Annotated in this window: 13 protein-coding genes; 9 read left to right on the forward strand and 4 right to left on the reverse strand. The window is 68.9% G+C overall.

What is annotated here, in order from left to right; translation table 11 throughout:
* Positions 1–67: 67 nt before the first annotated feature.
* Positions 68–1,171, forward strand: coding sequence for a two-component system sensor histidine kinase NtrB (locus tag MNOD_RS30850; RefSeq protein WP_015932880.1), 1,104 nt, complete (start codon positions 68–70; stop codon positions 1,169–1,171).
* Between the two features lie 4 nt (positions 1,172–1,175).
* Entirely contained in the window at positions 1,176–2,633 is a 1,458-nt protein-coding gene (ntrC, locus tag MNOD_RS30855; RefSeq protein ID WP_015932881.1) for a nitrogen regulation protein NR(I), read from the forward strand.
* 330 nt (positions 2,634–2,963) lie between these two features.
* Here the strand turns inward: ntrC and MNOD_RS44380 are convergent, their stop codons facing one another.
* Positions 2,964–3,206, reverse strand: coding sequence for a hypothetical protein (locus MNOD_RS44380; RefSeq protein WP_015932882.1), 243 nt, complete (start codon positions 3,204–3,206; stop codon positions 2,964–2,966).
* 491 nt (positions 3,207–3,697) lie between these two features.
* On the opposite strand from MNOD_RS44380, the gene MNOD_RS30860 reads away from it, so the two are divergent.
* From MNOD_RS30860 to hflX, 5 genes are all read left to right on the forward strand, one after another.
* Entirely contained in the window at positions 3,698–4,132 is a 435-nt protein-coding gene (locus MNOD_RS30860; protein WP_015932883.1) for a Ros/MucR family transcriptional regulator, read from the forward strand.
* A 174-nt stretch (positions 4,133–4,306) separates the two neighbouring features.
* Entirely contained in the window at positions 4,307–6,568 is a 2,262-nt protein-coding gene (locus MNOD_RS30865; RefSeq protein WP_015932884.1) for a sensor histidine kinase NtrY-like, read from the forward strand.
* A 112-nt stretch (positions 6,569–6,680) separates the two neighbouring features.
* Positions 6,681–8,051: a nitrogen assimilation response regulator NtrX gene (gene ntrX / locus MNOD_RS30870; protein WP_015932885.1), complete on the forward strand. Its 1,371-nt coding sequence runs from the start codon at positions 6,681–6,683 to the stop codon at positions 8,049–8,051.
* A gap of 252 nt (positions 8,052–8,303) precedes the next feature.
* Entirely contained in the window at positions 8,304–8,558 is a 255-nt protein-coding gene (gene hfq, locus MNOD_RS30875; RefSeq protein ID WP_012335600.1) for an RNA chaperone Hfq, read from the forward strand.
* A gap of 174 nt (positions 8,559–8,732) precedes the next feature.
* Positions 8,733–10,148 carry a GTPase HflX gene (gene hflX / locus MNOD_RS30880; RefSeq protein ID WP_015932886.1) on the forward strand — a complete coding sequence of 472 codons (1,416 nt, stop codon included), beginning with the start codon at positions 8,733–8,735 and terminating at the stop codon, positions 10,146–10,148.
* Between the two features lie 43 nt (positions 10,149–10,191).
* Here the strand turns inward: hflX and MNOD_RS47295 are convergent, their stop codons facing one another.
* Both MNOD_RS47295 and MNOD_RS30890 read right to left on the reverse strand, forming a co-directional pair.
* The gene (locus MNOD_RS47295) at positions 10,192–11,316 is read right to left on the reverse strand and encodes a hypothetical protein (protein ID WP_157091598.1); all 1,125 of its coding nucleotides are present in this window, start codon (positions 11,314–11,316) and stop codon (positions 10,192–10,194) included.
* Between the two features lie 60 nt (positions 11,317–11,376).
* Positions 11,377–12,366 carry a catalase family peroxidase gene (locus MNOD_RS30890; RefSeq protein ID WP_015932888.1) on the reverse strand — a complete coding sequence of 330 codons (990 nt, stop codon included), beginning with the start codon at positions 12,364–12,366 and terminating at the stop codon, positions 11,377–11,379.
* A gap of 274 nt (positions 12,367–12,640) precedes the next feature.
* On the opposite strand from MNOD_RS30890, the gene MNOD_RS30895 reads away from it, so the two are divergent.
* Positions 12,641–13,621: an SPFH domain-containing protein gene (locus MNOD_RS30895; protein ID WP_015932889.1), complete on the forward strand. Its 981-nt coding sequence runs from the start codon at positions 12,641–12,643 to the stop codon at positions 13,619–13,621.
* A 6-nt stretch (positions 13,622–13,627) separates the two neighbouring features.
* Positions 13,628–14,062 (forward strand): NfeD family protein, encoded by a 435-nt coding sequence (locus tag MNOD_RS30900; RefSeq protein WP_015932890.1) that lies wholly within the window; start codon positions 13,628–13,630, stop codon positions 14,060–14,062.
* Positions 14,063–14,094: 32 nt separating this feature from the next.
* Here MNOD_RS30900 and mazG read toward each other — a convergent pair whose 3' ends face one another.
* The gene (gene mazG / locus MNOD_RS30905) at positions 14,095–14,880 is read right to left on the reverse strand and encodes a nucleoside triphosphate pyrophosphohydrolase (RefSeq protein ID WP_015932891.1); all 786 of its coding nucleotides are present in this window, start codon (positions 14,878–14,880) and stop codon (positions 14,095–14,097) included.
* Positions 14,881–15,609 lie beyond the last annotated feature (729 nt).

Raw genomic sequence — 15,609 nt, forward strand, 5'->3', positions numbered from 1 at the left:
TTCGGCCACCATCCCCGACGAGCCCCCGCGCGGCTCCTCCGGAGGCTCCGCCGGGAGCGTGCCGGCGATGAGCGCACCGACGAGCGACGCGATCATCAACGCGCTGCCGCTTCCGGTGCTCACCATCGGGCCGGACGAGCGGATCCTCCAGGTCAACATGGCCGCGGAGCATTTCTTCGACTACTCGCGCCGGCTGATGCAGCGCCAGCGCCTGCGCGACATCATTCCGTTCTCCTCGCCGATCATCGCCCTCGTGAACGAGGTGCGGCGGCGGCGGTCGAGCGTGAGCGAGTACCGGGTGGAACTGGGCTCGCCGCGCTTGAGCATCGAGCGCAGCGTCGACGTGTTCGCGACCTATCTCGACGACGAGATGGTGGTGCTGATGCTCCAGGAGCGCACCATCGCGGACAAGATGAACCGCCAGCTCACCCACCGGCAGGCGGCGCGCTCGATGGTGGCGCTCGGCGCCATGCTGGCCCACGAGATCAAGAACCCGCTCGCTGGCATCCGGGGCGCCGCGCAGCTCCTGGAGCAGTCGGCGGCCGAGGACGACCGGCTGCTCACCCGCCTCATCTGCGACGAGGCCGACCGGATCGTGCGCCTCGTCGAGCGCATGGAGCTGTTCGGAGACGAGCGCCCGGTCGAGCGCGGGCCGGTCAACGTCCATGGCGTGCTGGATCAGGTGAAGCGCTCGGCCCAGTCGGGCTTCGCCCGCCATATCCGCTTCGTCGAGAACTACGACCCCTCGCTGCCGCCTGTCCTCGGCAACCGCGACCAGCTCATCCAGGTGATCCTCAACCTCGTGAAGAACGCCGCCGAGGCGATCGGCGCGGATGCAGTCGATGGCGAGATCACGCTCTCGACGGCCTTCCGCACCGGCCTTCGCCTGCAGGTGCCGGGCTCGCGCGAGCGGGTGAGCCTGCCGATCGAGGTGGCGGTGCGCGACAACGGCCCGGGCGTCAGCGCCGATCTGCTGCCCGACCTGTTCGACCCCTTCGTGACCACCAAGGCGCAGGGGTCGGGCCTCGGCCTCGCCCTCGTCGCCAAGATCGTCGGCGACCATGGCGGCATCGTCGAATGCGATCCCGCCCCGCGCCGCACCACCTTCCGCGTTCTCCTGCCGATGTCCCACGCCCGCGACGGGCGCGAATCGGCCCCGGATGTCGAGTAGCCCCATGCCGAACGGACACATCATCGTCGCCGACGACGACGCCGCGATCCGCACCGTCCTCAACCAGGCGCTCTCGCGCGCGGGCTACGAGGTGCGCTCGACGGGCAATGCCGCCACCCTCTGGCGCTGGGTCGCCCAGGGCGACGGCGACCTCGTCATCACCGACGTGGTGATGCCCGACGAGAACGCCTTCGACCTCCTGCCCCGCATCAAGCGGGTGCGGCCGGACCTGCCGATCATCGTCATGAGCGCGCAGAACACCTTCATGACGGCGATCCGGGCCTCCGAGCGCGGCGCCTACGAGTACCTGCCCAAGCCCTTCGACCTGAAGGAGCTGACGGCGATCGTCGGGCGCGCCCTGTCGCGGCCCCGCGGCAACGCGGCGCCCGGCGCCGGGCCGGAGAACGAGGACATCCCGCTCGTCGGGCGCTCGCCGGCCATGCAGGAGATCTACCGGTCGCTCGCCCGCCTGATGCCGACCGACCTCACGGTGATGATCACCGGCGAGTCCGGCACCGGCAAGGAGCTGGTCGCCCGTGCGCTGCACGATTACGGCCGGCGCCGCGCCGGGCCCTTCGTCCCCGTCAACATGGCGGCGATCCCGCGCGACCTGATCGAATCCGAACTCTTCGGCCACGAGAAGGGCGCCTTCACGGGCGCCACCGCCCGCTCGGCCGGGCGTTTCGAGCAGGCGGAGGGAGGCACACTGTTCCTCGACGAGATCGGCGACATGCCGATGGAGGCCCAAACCCGGCTCCTGCGCGTGCTGCAGCAGGGCGAGTACACCACGGTCGGCGGGCGGGTGCCGATCAAGACCAATGTCCGCATCATCGCGGCGACGAACAAGGACCTGCGGGTCTCGATCCAGCAGGGCATCTTCCGCGAGGACCTGTTCTTCCGCCTCAACGTGGTGCCGCTGCGCCTGCCGGCCCTGCGCGAGCGCACCGAGGACGTGCCGGACCTCGTCCGCCACTTCTTCACGCTCGTCGAGCGCGAGGGCCTGAGCCGCAAGCAGCTCGATGCCGACGCGATGGAGCGCCTCAAGCGCTATCGCTGGCCGGGCAACGTGCGCGAACTCGAGAACCTCGTGCGGCGCCTCGCGGCGCTCTATCCGCAGGAGACGATCACCGGCCCGGTGATCGAGGCGGAGCTCGACACGCTGCCGCTTGCCGCGCCGGCGCCGGGCGGCCCGCCGCGCAAGGGCGCCGCCGAGGCGGAAGGCCTCTCGGCGGCCGTGGAGCGGCACCTCGCCGAGTATTTCTCGGGCTTTCGGGATACGCTGCCGCCGCCCGGCCTCTACCACCGCGTGTTGCGCGAGATCGAGGGGCCGCTCATCGGCGCGGCGCTCGCGGCGACCCGCGGCAACCAGATTCGCGCGGCGGAACTCCTCGGCGTGAACCGGAATACCCTGCGCAAGAAGGTCCGGGACCTCGACCTTCAGGTCTTCCGCACGCCCCGCTGAATGCCCGCTGAGAGCAGCTTAAGCAGGATCATCGCGCCGGCCCGGTCCCGCGTGACCGGGCCCGCCGCGGTCATCTGTCGAGACAAGTGAAATCCGGTTCTCCGTCCGGACGGACGACCGGCTTCAGCGTTTCCACCCCGCCAACGGCGATGGACCACAGCAGAGCCGCGGTGCCTGATCTGCTGCGCTGTCCGCTTCACCTGTCGGGAGACGGGTGCCAACCCGTGATTCCAGCCTGCCGGGGCCGGAAGACCGGCCCGAACCTGCGAGACATTTCGTCGCGGACCGAACAGCCGGGATCAGCCTAGCCCATCCTCTCAAGGTCATGCTTCAGGCGCAGGGCAGCGCCGTATCGTCGGGCGTCGCGGACACGCAATAGAGGCGCCTCCGGGAATACAACCTCATGTTGTCATTGGCCGGAGCGCCCGGATGGCTGTGATACTCGTCCGAAATCTCGCCGGCCGTCATCACGCGCCGCCGTGACTGCCAAGTCGACGGCACCGTCTTGGCCGTCTTTCGACCGCGAGCCTTCTTCTCACGACCCAGCGGTGAGCCATCCTTGCGCTTTGTCATCTTTGAAACGTCCCCCGACCACAACCTTCTTTCCGCAGAGCCAGGAAGACCGCCGGTTGGCCCGGCTGATTCCGCCATACGCGCCCCGCAGGTTACCGATCATCATCACTCTAGACCGGATTCCATGCAAGGCCCGGCGACATTTCGACTTTTTCGATTCTTTGCCGGCCTGCGTCGATCTGGACACAACCCTCCCGATAGACTTAATCCTTGCCTGGAAATGGATTAACCCATAAGAGCTATACCAAGCCATTGGACGGGTGGCGTTTTCGGCGGTCCGCCGCCGCCATCCCCTTGTGTCCGAAGGAGCTTTGCATCATGCGCCGATCGCATTGGTCGAGGGGGGCCGCAGCGGATCGCCTGACGTTACGAAAGAGGGCTGTTTCCAAGCATATCCGATCCGCCTCTGCTCCAACGGACCTTGAAGTTGAGCGCATCTCGCGTAACATCTACCCCACTGGATGGGGGTACGCAGCTTTGCGAGGAACACGATGAATTCCGAGAATCAGACCGAGGCCCCGCAGACCATTGAACTCGTGTCCGACATCGTGTCGGCCTACGTATCGAACAATTCGGTGCCCGTGGGTGAGCTCGCCGGCCTGATCCGCAGCGTGCATGACGCGGTGGCCCGGCTCGGCGCCCCGGCGGCGCCCCAGCCCGAGAAACTCGTCCCCCCGGTGCCCATCAAGAAGACGATCACGCCGGATTATCTCATCAGCCTGGAGGACGGGCGGCGCTACCGCACGCTCAAGCGCCATCTCGCGGGCCGTGGCCTCACCCCCGAACAATACCGCGCCAAGTGGGGCCTGCCTCCAGATTATCCCATGGTGGCGGCCAATTATGCTGCGCAGCGCTCCGAGCTCGCCAAGAGCATCGGTCTCGGCCAGAAGCCCGTCGCCCGCCGCGCCCGCAGCCAGGCGGCCTGATCCCACTGCGGGACCGCATCCCGCCGCGGGACCGCGCCGCGGTCGGGCCGAAGCGGCCGAGCCCCGGCCCACCCGCGTCGTCCCTCCGATGCAGGTCCGCGATACGGGACCGCGCGCCAAACCGGCCGCGGTCCCGTATTAATTTCGCCACACTGTAGTGGCCATGCATCAGGCATGTTGCTGTCGCGCCGCGTTCATCCTCCCGGGGCTCAACCCGCCGGCGTCCCGCCGGAGGCCGCGCCGCGGGGGCCGGGCCTGTTCGGGGCCCTCGTCGTCGGCGTGGCGCTGGCCCTGGCGCTCGCCACCTTCCTGATTCTCGTCGGCGCTACGACGATCGCGCCGACCCACAACGTCGTCGTCACGCTGCTGCTCGGCAACGTCGCCCTGGTGATCGGCCTCATCGTGGTGATCGCCTGGGAAGCCCGGGTGTTCCTGCGGGCGCGGCGGGCGAATGCGCGGGTGGCGCGGCTCCACACGCGCATCGTCGGGCTGTTCAGCCTCATCGCCACCCTGCCGACGATCCTGCTTGCGGTCGTAGCCTCCATCACCCTGGAGCGTGGGCTTTCCCCCTGGTTCTCCGACCGGATGCGCAACGTCGTGCTGATGTCCGTCGACGTCGCCGACGCCTATCTCACCAACCAGTGCCAGAGCCTCGCCCGCGAGGCTCGCATCCTCAGCGACGACCTCACCCGGGCCCGGCCCGCCTTCGAGGTGGAGCGGGCCTGGTTCGAGAACTTCCTCACGGCGCGCGCGAGTTCTCTCGGGCTGCCGATCGCCCGCATCATGCGCTCGGCCGACGAGACCGTGGCGCGCGCCAACATCGACGTGCTCAAGAATCCGCCGCTGCCATCGAGCGCGGATTTCGAGGAGGCCGCGAAGTCGAACGACCCGACCTGCCTGCTTCCCCGCGAGGGAAGGGTGTTCGGCGCGCTCATGAAGCTGCCGGCCTATGGTGATTCCTTCCTGCTGATCGAGCGGGAGGTGACGCGGCTCGCGGTCGAGTTCCCGGGCGTGTCGCGGGCCGCCGCGGCCGAATTCCTCACCATCGATGCCGGGCGGCGCAGCGTGCAGATCGCCTTCGCCAGCATGTTCGCGCTGATCGCCCTGATCGCGCTCCTGTCGGCGGTCTGGTTCGGGCTCAACTTCGCCAACCGGTTCGTCGCGCCGATCCGGCGCCTGATCAACGCCGCCGACCAGGTGGCGTCCGGCAACTTCTACGCGCAGGTGCCCTTCCGCAAGACCGAGGGCGACCTTCAGCACCTGGGCGAGAGCTTCAACAAGATGACCCAGGAGCTGCGCCGCCAGCATGACGGGCTCGTCGAGGCCCGCGATCAGATCGACCGCCGCCGCCGCTTCACGGAAGCCGTGCTGGCCGGCGTGCCGGCGGGCGTGCTCGGGGTCAATGCCGAGGGCGTCATCACCATCGCCAACCCCTCCACCGAGCGGATGCTCGGACGCAAGCCCCAGGAACTCGTCGGCACGCCCCTGCGCCTCGCGGTTCCCGAACTCGCCGGGCTGTTCGGCGAGCCCGGGGAGGCGCGGCTGCGCCCGATGCAGCAGCAGATCCAGATCACCCGCAACGGCCGCGAGCGCACCATCGACGTGCGGGTGACGAGCGAGCAGGCGCAAGGGGTCGACCGGGGCTACGTCGTCACCCTCGACGACATCACCGACCTCGTCACCGCGCAGCGCACCTCCGCCTGGGCGGATGTCGCCCGGCGCATCGCCCACGAGATCAAGAACCCGCTCACCCCGATCCAGCTCTCGGCCGAGCGCATCCGGCGCAAGTACGGCAAGGTCATCACGACCGACAAGGAGGTGTTCGAGCAGTGTACCGCTACGATCGTGCGCCAGGTCGACGACATCAAGCGGATGGTAGACGAGTTCTCGTCGTTCGCGCGGATGCCCAAGCCGGCGATCGCCCGGAACGATCTGACCGAGATCGTGAAGCAGAACCTGTTCATGATGCGGGTGGCGCATCCCGACATCGATTTCGTGATGGAGGGGGAGGAAGCGCGGATCAGCGCGGCCTTCGACACCCGCCTCCTGTCGCAGGCGGTCACCAACATCCTCAAGAACGCCGTCGAGGCGGTGCAGGCGGTGCCCGAGGCGGAACGCGGGCGGGGCCGCATCGCGGTGCGGCTCGTCGAGGAGGGGGAGGGCGTCGTGATCGAGATCACCGACACCGGCAAGGGATTTCCGGCCGAAGGACGCCAGCGGCTGCTCGAACCCTATATGACGACCCGGGAAGGGGGCACCGGCCTCGGGCTGGCGATTGTGAGCAAGGTCTTGGAAGAGCACGGCGGCGGCATCGAACTCAACGACAATCCGGAGGGGCGGGGCGGACAGGTGCGCATGCGCCTGCTGCGCGAAGTCCGGCGCGACGAGCCGGCCCCCGACGGGACGGCGCGGGCCCGGGAGGGCGCCGCCCCGTGAGGCCGATGCCGTCCATCTCCGGTGGCGCGCAGGCCCCGGACAAGCCAAGCAGACGATACACCAGGGTGCGGCCGGAGGGCCGGACACCCGCCGCGCGGGGAGGCCGTGAGCGATGAGCGCCGACATCCTGATCGTCGATGACGAGGCCGACATCCGCGACCTCGTGGCTGGCATCCTCGAGGACGAGGGCCACCGCACCCGCACGGCCGGGTCCTCCGACGAGGCGCTCGCCGCGATCGAGCAGCGCCGGCCGCATCTCGTCTTCCTGGACATCTGGCTGCAGGGCTCCCGGCTCGACGGGCTGCAGGTGCTCGACATCGTCAAGGCCCAGGCCCCGGACCTGCCCGTGGTGATGATCTCCGGCCACGGCAACATCGAGACCGCGGTCTCGGCCATCAAGGCGGGGGCCTACGACTTCATCGAGAAGCCGTTCAAGGCCGACCGGCTGATCCTGGTGGCCGAGCGGGCGCTCGAAGCCTCGCGCCTCAAGCGCGAGGTGCGCGACCTCAAGGCCCGCTCGGGGCAGGCGAGCCGCATCGTCGGCGGCTCGGTCGCCGTCAACCAGCTGCGCCAGACCATCGAGCGGGTCGCGCCCACCAATGCCCGGGTGATGATCTCGGGCGCCCCGGGCTCGGGCAAGGAACTCTCGGCCCGCACGCTCCATGCCGCTTCCGCGCGCGCGAACGGGCCCTTCGTGGTGATCAACGCCGCCACGATCACGCCCGAGACCATGGAGGCGGAGCTGTTCGGGGTCGAGGCCGCGGACGGGCGCCCCCGTCGGGTCGGCGCCCTCGAGGAGGCGCATGGCGGCACGCTCTATATCGACGAGGTCGCGGACATGCCCCGCGAGACCCAGAACCGCATCCTGCGGGTCCTCGTCGACCAGAACTTCCAGCGGGTCGGCGGCACGACCCGCGTGCATGTCGATGTGCGGATCATCTCCTCCTCCTCGCGCGACCTCGCCGAGGAGATCGCGGCGGGCCGCTTCCGCGAGGATCTCTTCCACCGCCTCAGCGTGGTGCCGATCCGGGTGCCGCCGCTGGCCGAGCGCCGCGAGGACGTGCCGGAGCTGATCGGCTTCTTCATGGACCAGATCTCGACGGCGACGGGCCTGCCCCAGCGCCGGATCGCCCCCGACGCCATGGCGGTGCTGCAGTCGCACGACTGGCCCGGCAACGTCCGGCAGCTGCGCAACAACGTCGAGCGCCTGATGATCCTGACGCAGGGGGATCCCGAGACCGAGGTCACCACCGAGATGCTGCCGAGCGAGGTCGGCGCCCTCGTGCCCACCACGCCGAGCGGGGCGGGCGGCGAGAAGCTGATGAGCCTCGCCCTGCGCGAGGCCCGGGAGATCTTCGAGCGCGAATACCTCATCGCCCAGATCGCCCGCTTCTCCGGCAACATCTCCCGCACCGCCGAGTTCATCGGCATGGAGCGCTCCGCCCTGCACCGGAAGCTCAAGTCGCTCGGCATCGGCGCCTGACGGCCGCCGCCCGCCTGCATTTGGGAATGCAGGCGGGCCGCAATCTTGCTAGGACTTTCCGGGCCACGGCGCAGCGATCCGAGCGGGACTGACCGGTCGGATCGCTGCGGCGCGGCCGGACGCCTCTTGCGCGGAACCGGGCTTCACCGTGTAATAGGGTGCAGGTCCGGGGTCGCGCGCGGCGCGGCCCGCAAAAATCAACGGAGCGACCCGCCATCCGGGGCCGGCAGCGGGTTCACAAGGACAAGAAGAATGGCGGGCGAGCGCGCGCAAAATCTGCAGGACACTTTTCTCAATCACGTCCGCAAGAACAAGATTCCTCTCACGATCTTCCTGGTGAACGGGGTCAAGCTGCAGGGGGTGGTGACCTGGTTCGACAATTTCTGCGTGCTGCTGCGCCGGGATGGACATTCCCAGCTGGTGTACAAGCACGCGATCTCGACGATCATGCCCGGACACCCGGTGCAGCTCTTCGAGCAGGGTGAAGAGGGCGCCGAGAAGGGCTGAGCCACCACCGCATCCGGCGAATCGGAGGTCCGGCCGCTTGATTGCGGCCGGGCGGCCTCCAATCTGTCATCGATCGCCGTCGCGGCGCGACGGGAGGAAGCTCCCGGGACGCCGCCCCGGCGGTGACGGATCGGCCTGTCGCTCCGTCGCACGATGCTGGTGAGATCGGCTTTCATGGAACCACGGATTCCGGGCGACGCCCGGCTGCCGGGCGAGGCCCGGCTGCAGCGGATGGCGGAGCCGGAAGGCACGATCGCCGCCGAGACCCGCACCCTCGTGGTCGGCCCCTATCCGGCCCGCCGCGGGGCCGAGGCTGCGCGCCCGGGGGCCGGGCGCCCCCCCGAGGCGCGTCTCGACGAGGCGGTGGGGCTCGCGGCCGCCATCGATCTCGACGTGGTCGACCATCTCATGCTCCCGGTCCAGGCGATCCGCCCCTCGACCTATCTGGGCAAGGGGCGCGTCGAGGAGATCGCCGGGCGGATCGCCGCCGAATCGGTGCGCCTCGTGGTCATGGATTGCGCCCTCTCGCCCGTGCAGCAGCGCAACCTCGAGAAGGCCTGGGGCGTCAAGGTCATCGACCGGACCGGGCTGATCCTGGAGATCTTCGGGCGGCGCGCCTCGACCCGCGAGGGCGCCCTGCAGGTGGAGCACGCGCATCTCGCCTATCAGAGGAGCCGCCTCGTGCGCTCCTGGACCCACCTGGAGCGCCAGCGCGGCGGCTTCGGCTTTCTCGGCGGTCCCGGCGAGACCCAGATCGAGGCCGACCGGCGCCTCATCCAGGAGCGGATGACCCGGATCGAGCGGGAGCTCGAGACCGTCACCCGCACCCGCGGCCTGCACCGTCAGAGCCGGCGCCGGGTGCCCTATCCGGTCGTGGCCCTGGTCGGCTACACCAATGCGGGCAAGTCGACCCTGTTCAACCGCCTCACCGCCGCCGAGGTGCGCGCGGAAGACTTGCTGTTCGCCACCCTCGACCCGACCGCCCGGGCGATCAAGCTGCCGCACGGCGAAACCGCGATCCTATCCGACACGGTTGGCTTCATCTCCGACCTGCCGACCATGCTGATCGCCGCCTTCCGGGCGACGCTCGAGGACGTGATCGAGGCCGACTTCCTGCTGCATGTGCGCGACATGGCGCACGAGGACACGCAAGCCCAAGGCCAGGACGTGCAGGCCGTCCTGGCCGAACTCGGCATCGCTCCGGAGACGGACCGGATCATCGAGGTCTGGAACAAGGCCGATCTCCTCGACGCGCCCGAGCGCGAGCGCCTGCTCAACCTCAGCCGTCAGGCGGGGGCGAAGCCCGTGCTGATCTCGGCCCTCACCGGGGAGGGGACCGACCGCCTGCTCGCCCGCATCGAGGCGCGGATCGCCGAAAGCCGGGCGAGCTTCGCCCTCGTCCTCGAACCGACGGAGGGAGCGGGCCTCCACTGGCTCTATGAGAATGCCGAGGTCCTCGACCGCCGGGAGGATGCGGGCGGCCAGCTCCACCTCGTGGTCCGAATCGCTCCCGAGAAGGAGCCGCGCCTCCTCAACCGCTTCGGCACCGCGCGGCGGCTGCGCACCGGCGGGGATGCGATCCGGCGCTGAGCCGGGAGAGGGCAGAGGCCCCCGGGCCTCCGGCGAATCCGCCTCACGCCCCGGGACTCCAGTGCTTGCGGATCACCGACAGCACGCGCTCGTTGAGCTCGAGATCCATCTCGATGAGCGGATCCACCTCCTTCATCCGCCGCAGTAGATCGGCCAGTTCGAGGACGCGCTTCGGCTCGGCCCTCCTCTCCGGCAGCGGCCTCTCGATCCCGAGCCGGTCGAACAGCGTCGCGGCGAAGCTGTCGTAGTATTCGGCATGGCCGACCACCTCGAAGCGGGAGATGTTCTGCACCGCGGCGTGCCAATGCGTGGGGCCGAGCTTCCCGTGCTTGGGGTTGTAGCCGAGGCACCGGGTGATGGGATTGGAGAGGAAATCGGCGCTCTCCTCGTCGATGCCGGAGAAGGCCCGCTTCAGCAGCACGGGATTGCCGAAGTCGAGATCCGTGGCGAAGGCGCATGGCGCGGCGATGTGCTCGATCCGCCAGGCCTGAGCCGGGTTGAGCGCCAGCTCGGCACGGCTGCGCAGCCACAGGATCCGCGTGGCCAGCTCGATGAACGGATCGCAGATCAGGACCGCCCGGATGAACCGATCCCCATCCAGGACATCGATGAATTTCTCATACTCCAACTCCCCATACGCAAATGATGATTTTATATCCGTATTACCAAACATACATCGAAGTGCGTTATTGTCTATATTCCTCAAATTTGTATGAGAAATCTGAAATTGTGAAATCAATGTTTCCTTGAGAGGGTCGTTCTGAGTGATCTTGTAATCGAGATAGACGAGACGCGCGGCGATATTGTTCAGGCTCTTCGAGCGCCGGTACAGCAGGAAATTCGTTTCGTAGTCCCGGATGTCGATGTCGCTGTCGGCGGAGTAACCCGGAACCGCCACTGCGCCGATGTCGAAGCCGCATTGTCCGGTGGTGTGCCAACCGACATCCTTCACGGCCTGCCAGTAGACGCTGGCGGTCAGCTCAATCACCGTACTCTTATCGGCAACAATCCGGACCCGCGGAATCAACCGCTGGTCGTCCGGCGCGATCCAGATCGAAATATTCGAGTTCTCTTGCAAATGAAGAGCGAAAAGCATTGCAACCCGAAATTCGTTACTATCCGATTCCGGCTTACTGTCGCCGGAATCAACCGTCAAGATCGCGGGCACTTGCGGGAGCCGGCGCGGGGCCGGCCTCGCGCCGGCTCCCGGTCCCGGCCACCCTTCCGGCTATTGCGAGCGGCGGCTGAACGAAATCGCGTAGGACTGAACCCGCGCGTCGATGAGCGGGTCGTCGGAGACCTCAATGCCGTCGGGCAGGGCGTTCGGCAAGAACAGCAGCGCCTTCTCGGCCTCCGCGCTGTCGGGCACGGCCTTGGTCAGGGTCAGGGTGCCGATCTCGGCCAGGCGCCGATCCTCGGGCCAGGGCTGCGTCGCATCCTTGGTGGAATCACCCTCCGCGGCGATCTGCGCGAGCACGCGGAAAGCCACCGGCTCCTTGGCGAGCCGGGCCGGCAACTCGTCCATCAGGAAGTTCGGGTCGCGCTTGGCCGCCTCGGCCGCGTCCAGGTAGTCGGTGCCGGCTACCGGCACGAAGCGGTAGCGGAACGGCGTCCGCTTGCCGGCCGCATCCACGAACACGAAGGCGTTGACGCCGTTGTAGACCTGCCGCGCGAGGCTCGACGGCGTTCCCACCGCCGCGCCCGCCTTCGGAACCGTCGGGTGGGTCGCGACGAATTGTTCCGTCGGGGTCGGATGGGGCGCGTCGGGGCCGCTCGCCGCGGCGGCGCGCAGGAGGTCGCGGAACTCCTCCGGCGTCGCGACGGGGAAGAACTTCAGCGAGTTCACCACCACGTCCATCTCGCCACCATCGGCCAGGGTGAACTTCATCGCCATCCCGTGCGGCTTGGCGTTGGCGTTGCCATCCGGAATGGTCGGGATCCCGGTCGCATCCGAGAAGCGGACCTTCACGGGCACCGCCGGCCCGCGGAAGACCGAGGCCGTGCTCAGGGTCGCGGCCTCCCTGGTCGGCGTGAAGGAGCCCTCCACCACCACGCCCTTGGCGTGGTTCGCCCGCTTGCCGGGATGCTTGCCCCAGAGCGTGTTCATGGCATCGACGATCTGCTCGGGCGTCGAGGCGTCCTGCGCCTGCGCGAGGCTCCCGGCACTGAGCAGCAGCCCGATCCCGGCCGCCAGCGCGGCGATCTTGGCGTACCTCATGGATCCCTCCGGTTGCGGTCGCCTCCTGATGCGACCAGCGGGACCATGGCCCGCGGCTCTGCTGCGGCGCAAGGTGGCCCGCCCTCAATCCTTCGCGGGACCGGGCCGGCCACGCCGTTCCCGGCCAAGCCGTTCAGCGTTGGGGAAGGATCCGTTCCGGTCGCACCGGATCGTGCTCTAGACTTTTGATTCCACCGCATTTTCTGCAGCGAACCGGTGTCCACTCCGTCACACACATGCTCTAAGCTGGGCAGGACAGGGAGGGGGATGTTCCATGGGGCCGGTCACCGGGTTCGACGTTGCGGTCATCGGGCTCGCGCTTCTCGTGGTGCTGACCATCGCGCTCGGCGTGCGGATCGTGCCGCAGGGCTTCGTCTTCACGGTGGAGCGGTTCGGGCGCTACCAGCGCACGCTCTCGGCCGGGCTCGGGCTCATCGTGCCCTATGTCGAGCGGATCGGGCGGCGCGTGAACGTCATGGAGCAGGTGCTCGACGTGCCGAGCCAGGAGGCCTTCACCCGCGACAATGCCGGCGTGCGCATCGACGCGGTCGCCTTCTACCAGGTGCTCGACCCGGCCCGCGCCTCCTACGAGGTCTCGAATCTCGAACTCGCGCTACTCACGCTGACGATGACCAACATCCGCACCGTCGTCGGCTCGATGGACCTCGACCAGCTCTTGTCCCACCGGGACGAGATCAACGAAAAGCTGCTGCGCGTGATGGACGCCGCCGCCTCGCCCTGGGGCGTCAAGGTCACGCGCATCGAGATCAAGGACATCCTGCCGCCCGCCGATCTCGCGGGCGCCATGGCCCGGCAGATGAAGGCGGAGCGCGAGAAGCGCGCCTCCGTGCTGGAGGCGGAAGGGCAGCGCCAGGCCGAGATCCTGCGGGCCGAAGGGCGCAAGGCCTCGGTGATCCTGGAGGCGGAGGGGCGGCGCGAGGCCGCCTTCCGGGATGCCGAGGCCCGCGAGCGGCAGGCGGAAGCGGAGGCGCGGGCGACCGCGGTGATCAGCGAGGCCATCGCGCGCGGCGACCTCGCGGCCGCGAACTTCCTCGTCGCCGAGAAATATGTCGAGGCGGTGCGCGCGCTCGCCACCGCGCCGAATCAGCGCGTCGTCGTGGTGCCGATCGAGGCGGCGGCGCTGACCGGCACGCTCGGGGGCATCGCGGAGATCGTCCGGGGCGTGTTCGGCGAGGGGAGCGCGCCGGGCCGCTCCGGCCGCCCGCCCGCCGCCGGCATTCCGCCGCGGAGCTGAGCGAGGATGCTCGCGAATCTCCTCGCGGCGATTGGACCGGCCTGGGGCTGGATTCTGTTCGGGCTCGTGCTGATGGCGGGCGAACTCGCCCTGCCGGGCGTTTTTCTGGTCTGGCTCGGGCTCGGGGCGCTCCTCACCGGCTTCCTCGTCGGGGCGGTCGGGCCGCCCTGGCAGGCGCAGGTGCTCCTCTTCGCGGCCCTGTCGGGGGTGGCGGTGCTCGTGGGCCACCGCCTGTCGCGGGCACGCCCCGACGCCCTCAACCGCCGCGGGTCCGATCTCGTCGGCCGGATCGTGGTCCTCGACACGGCCATCGAGGGCGGGATCGGGCGCATCCGCGTCGGTGATTCGGTCTGGCGCGTCACCGGTCCGGATCTCCCGGCCGGCGCCCGCGTGCGGATCACCGGCCTCGACGGCGCCACCCTGACGGTGGTGGCGGTCTAGAGCCACCCCGATCGGGGAGGGGCTCGGAGCCGTCACTCCTCCCGCTTCACCGCCGCCCAAGCCTCTTCCATCGTGGCGAGGCCCGCCTCGGGGAGGCTGAGCCCCATCGCCGCGACCCGCGCCTCCATTGCCTCGAAGCGGCGCCGGAATTTCTCGTTCGCCCGTCGCAGCGCCTCCTCGGGATCCACGCGGGCGTGGCGGGCGAGGTTGGCGACCGAGAACAGGAGGTCGCCGATTTCTTCGGCCACCGCCTCCGCGTCGCCGGCCGCGAGGGCATCGGCCACCTCCTCGGTCTCCTCGCGCACCTTGGCGACCACCTGCGCGGCATCCGGCCAGTCGAAGCCGACCGTGGCGGCCTTGGTGGAGATTTTTTCCGCCCGGGTCAGGGCCGGCAGGGCGAGCGGCACCCCCGCGAGCGTACCGTTCGCGGCGCCCTTCCGGGCTTGCTCCTGCGCCTTGATCGCGGCCCATTGCGCCTTGACCGCATCCGGATCGAGGTCGCGGGTCTCGCCGAAGATATGGGGATGGCGGCGCACCATCTTGTCGGCGATGGCGCTCGCCACGTCGTCGAAGCCGAAGGCGCCGGCCTCCTCGGCGAGCCGCGCCTGGAACACCACCTGGAACAGCAGGTCGCCCAGTTCGTCCCGGAGGTCGTCGAGGTCGCGGCGGTCCACCGCGTCCGCCACCTCGTAGGCTTCCTCGATCGTGTAGGGCACGATCGAGGCGAAATCCTGCTTCAGGTCCCACGGACAGCCGGTCTCCGGGTCGCGCAGGCGCGCCATGATGGCGAGAAGCCGCTCGATCGGGGTGCTGCTCATGCGGGCGCTCACGGGCTGATGCGTCGCCAGCGCGCGACGCCCCTCGCTCTTAGAGCGCTGCGCCCGAGAGAGGAAGGAAGCCGCCTCCGCAGGGCGTGATTCCGGGCTTGGGAATATTCTATTCTATTCCATACGTCGTTGAAGCGGGGCAGGGGGCGTTTCGACACGATCCCCATTCCTCACCTGCATACCCTTGTTCGTCAAAACGAACCTGCCATCGGGCCTATACGAAGCCCTATCGGGCTATGGATCTTTAGAGAGTCAGTTCTGTGGATTATATGGAGAGGGTGATTCCGCTGATCTGACAGGGGGTTGGGCCGTATCCGCGCATCCCACTCTGCGCGGATCCGCATCGAACTCTGCGTGGATGCGTATGGGACTCTGCGTGGATTTTGCGACCGGCCGCATCGGATTCTGCGTGGATCCGCATCGGATTCGGCGGGCGAGCCCGGCCAAACGCTTCGGAATCCCACAGGTTTTCAAACCCCGGGGCGTATCCGACTCTGCGTGGGCTCGCGCAGGCCGGATCCGGGCGTATCGAACTCTGCGCCCACCCCCCGGTCGTGCACGGCTCGTCCCGAGTTCCTCGACCGCGAGGGCAGGGGATGTCCCGGGGCCCGTCCCCAGGCTCCTCCCGGGCATCGTCCCCAGGGGGTCCACACGGCGGCCCACAGGCCCGTCCGGCGCTCCGAAGCCGGGCCTCGGCTCGCGGAGCCCCGAAGGATCATG

Source organism: Methylobacterium nodulans ORS 2060 (assembly GCF_000022085.1).
GTDB lineage: Bacteria > Pseudomonadota > Alphaproteobacteria > Rhizobiales > Beijerinckiaceae > Methylobacterium > Methylobacterium nodulans.

What these genes read in the sequence shown, in the direction of transcription:
- MNOD_RS30860 (WP_015932883.1), top strand. Translation starts at nt 3,698, where the DNA reads ATGAATTCCGAGAATCAGACCGAGGCCCCGCAGACCATTGAACTCGTG.
- MNOD_RS30890 (WP_015932888.1), bottom strand. Translation starts at nt 12,366, where the DNA reads ATGAGGTACGCCAAGATCGCCGCGCTGGCGGCCGGGATCGGGCTGCTG.
- ntrC (WP_015932881.1), top strand. Translation starts at nt 1,176, where the DNA reads ATGCCGAACGGACACATCATCGTCGCCGACGACGACGCCGCGATCCGC.
- MNOD_RS30865 (WP_015932884.1), top strand. Translation starts at nt 4,307, where the DNA reads ATGTTGCTGTCGCGCCGCGTTCATCCTCCCGGGGCTCAACCCGCCGGC.
- mazG (WP_015932891.1), bottom strand. Translation starts at nt 14,880, where the DNA reads ATGAGCAGCACCCCGATCGAGCGGCTTCTCGCCATCATGGCGCGCCTG.
- ntrX (WP_015932885.1), top strand. Translation starts at nt 6,681, where the DNA reads ATGAGCGCCGACATCCTGATCGTCGATGACGAGGCCGACATCCGCGAC.
- MNOD_RS30895 (WP_015932889.1), top strand. Translation starts at nt 12,641, where the DNA reads ATGGGGCCGGTCACCGGGTTCGACGTTGCGGTCATCGGGCTCGCGCTT.
- hfq (WP_012335600.1), top strand. Translation starts at nt 8,304, where the DNA reads ATGGCGGGCGAGCGCGCGCAAAATCTGCAGGACACTTTTCTCAATCAC.
- MNOD_RS30850 (WP_015932880.1), top strand. Translation starts at nt 68, where the DNA reads ATGAGCGCACCGACGAGCGACGCGATCATCAACGCGCTGCCGCTTCCG.
- MNOD_RS30900 (WP_015932890.1), top strand. Translation starts at nt 13,628, where the DNA reads ATGCTCGCGAATCTCCTCGCGGCGATTGGACCGGCCTGGGGCTGGATT.
- hflX (WP_015932886.1), top strand. Translation starts at nt 8,733, where the DNA reads ATGGAACCACGGATTCCGGGCGACGCCCGGCTGCCGGGCGAGGCCCGG.
- MNOD_RS44380 (WP_015932882.1), bottom strand. Translation starts at nt 3,206, where the DNA reads ATGACAAAGCGCAAGGATGGCTCACCGCTGGGTCGTGAGAAGAAGGCT.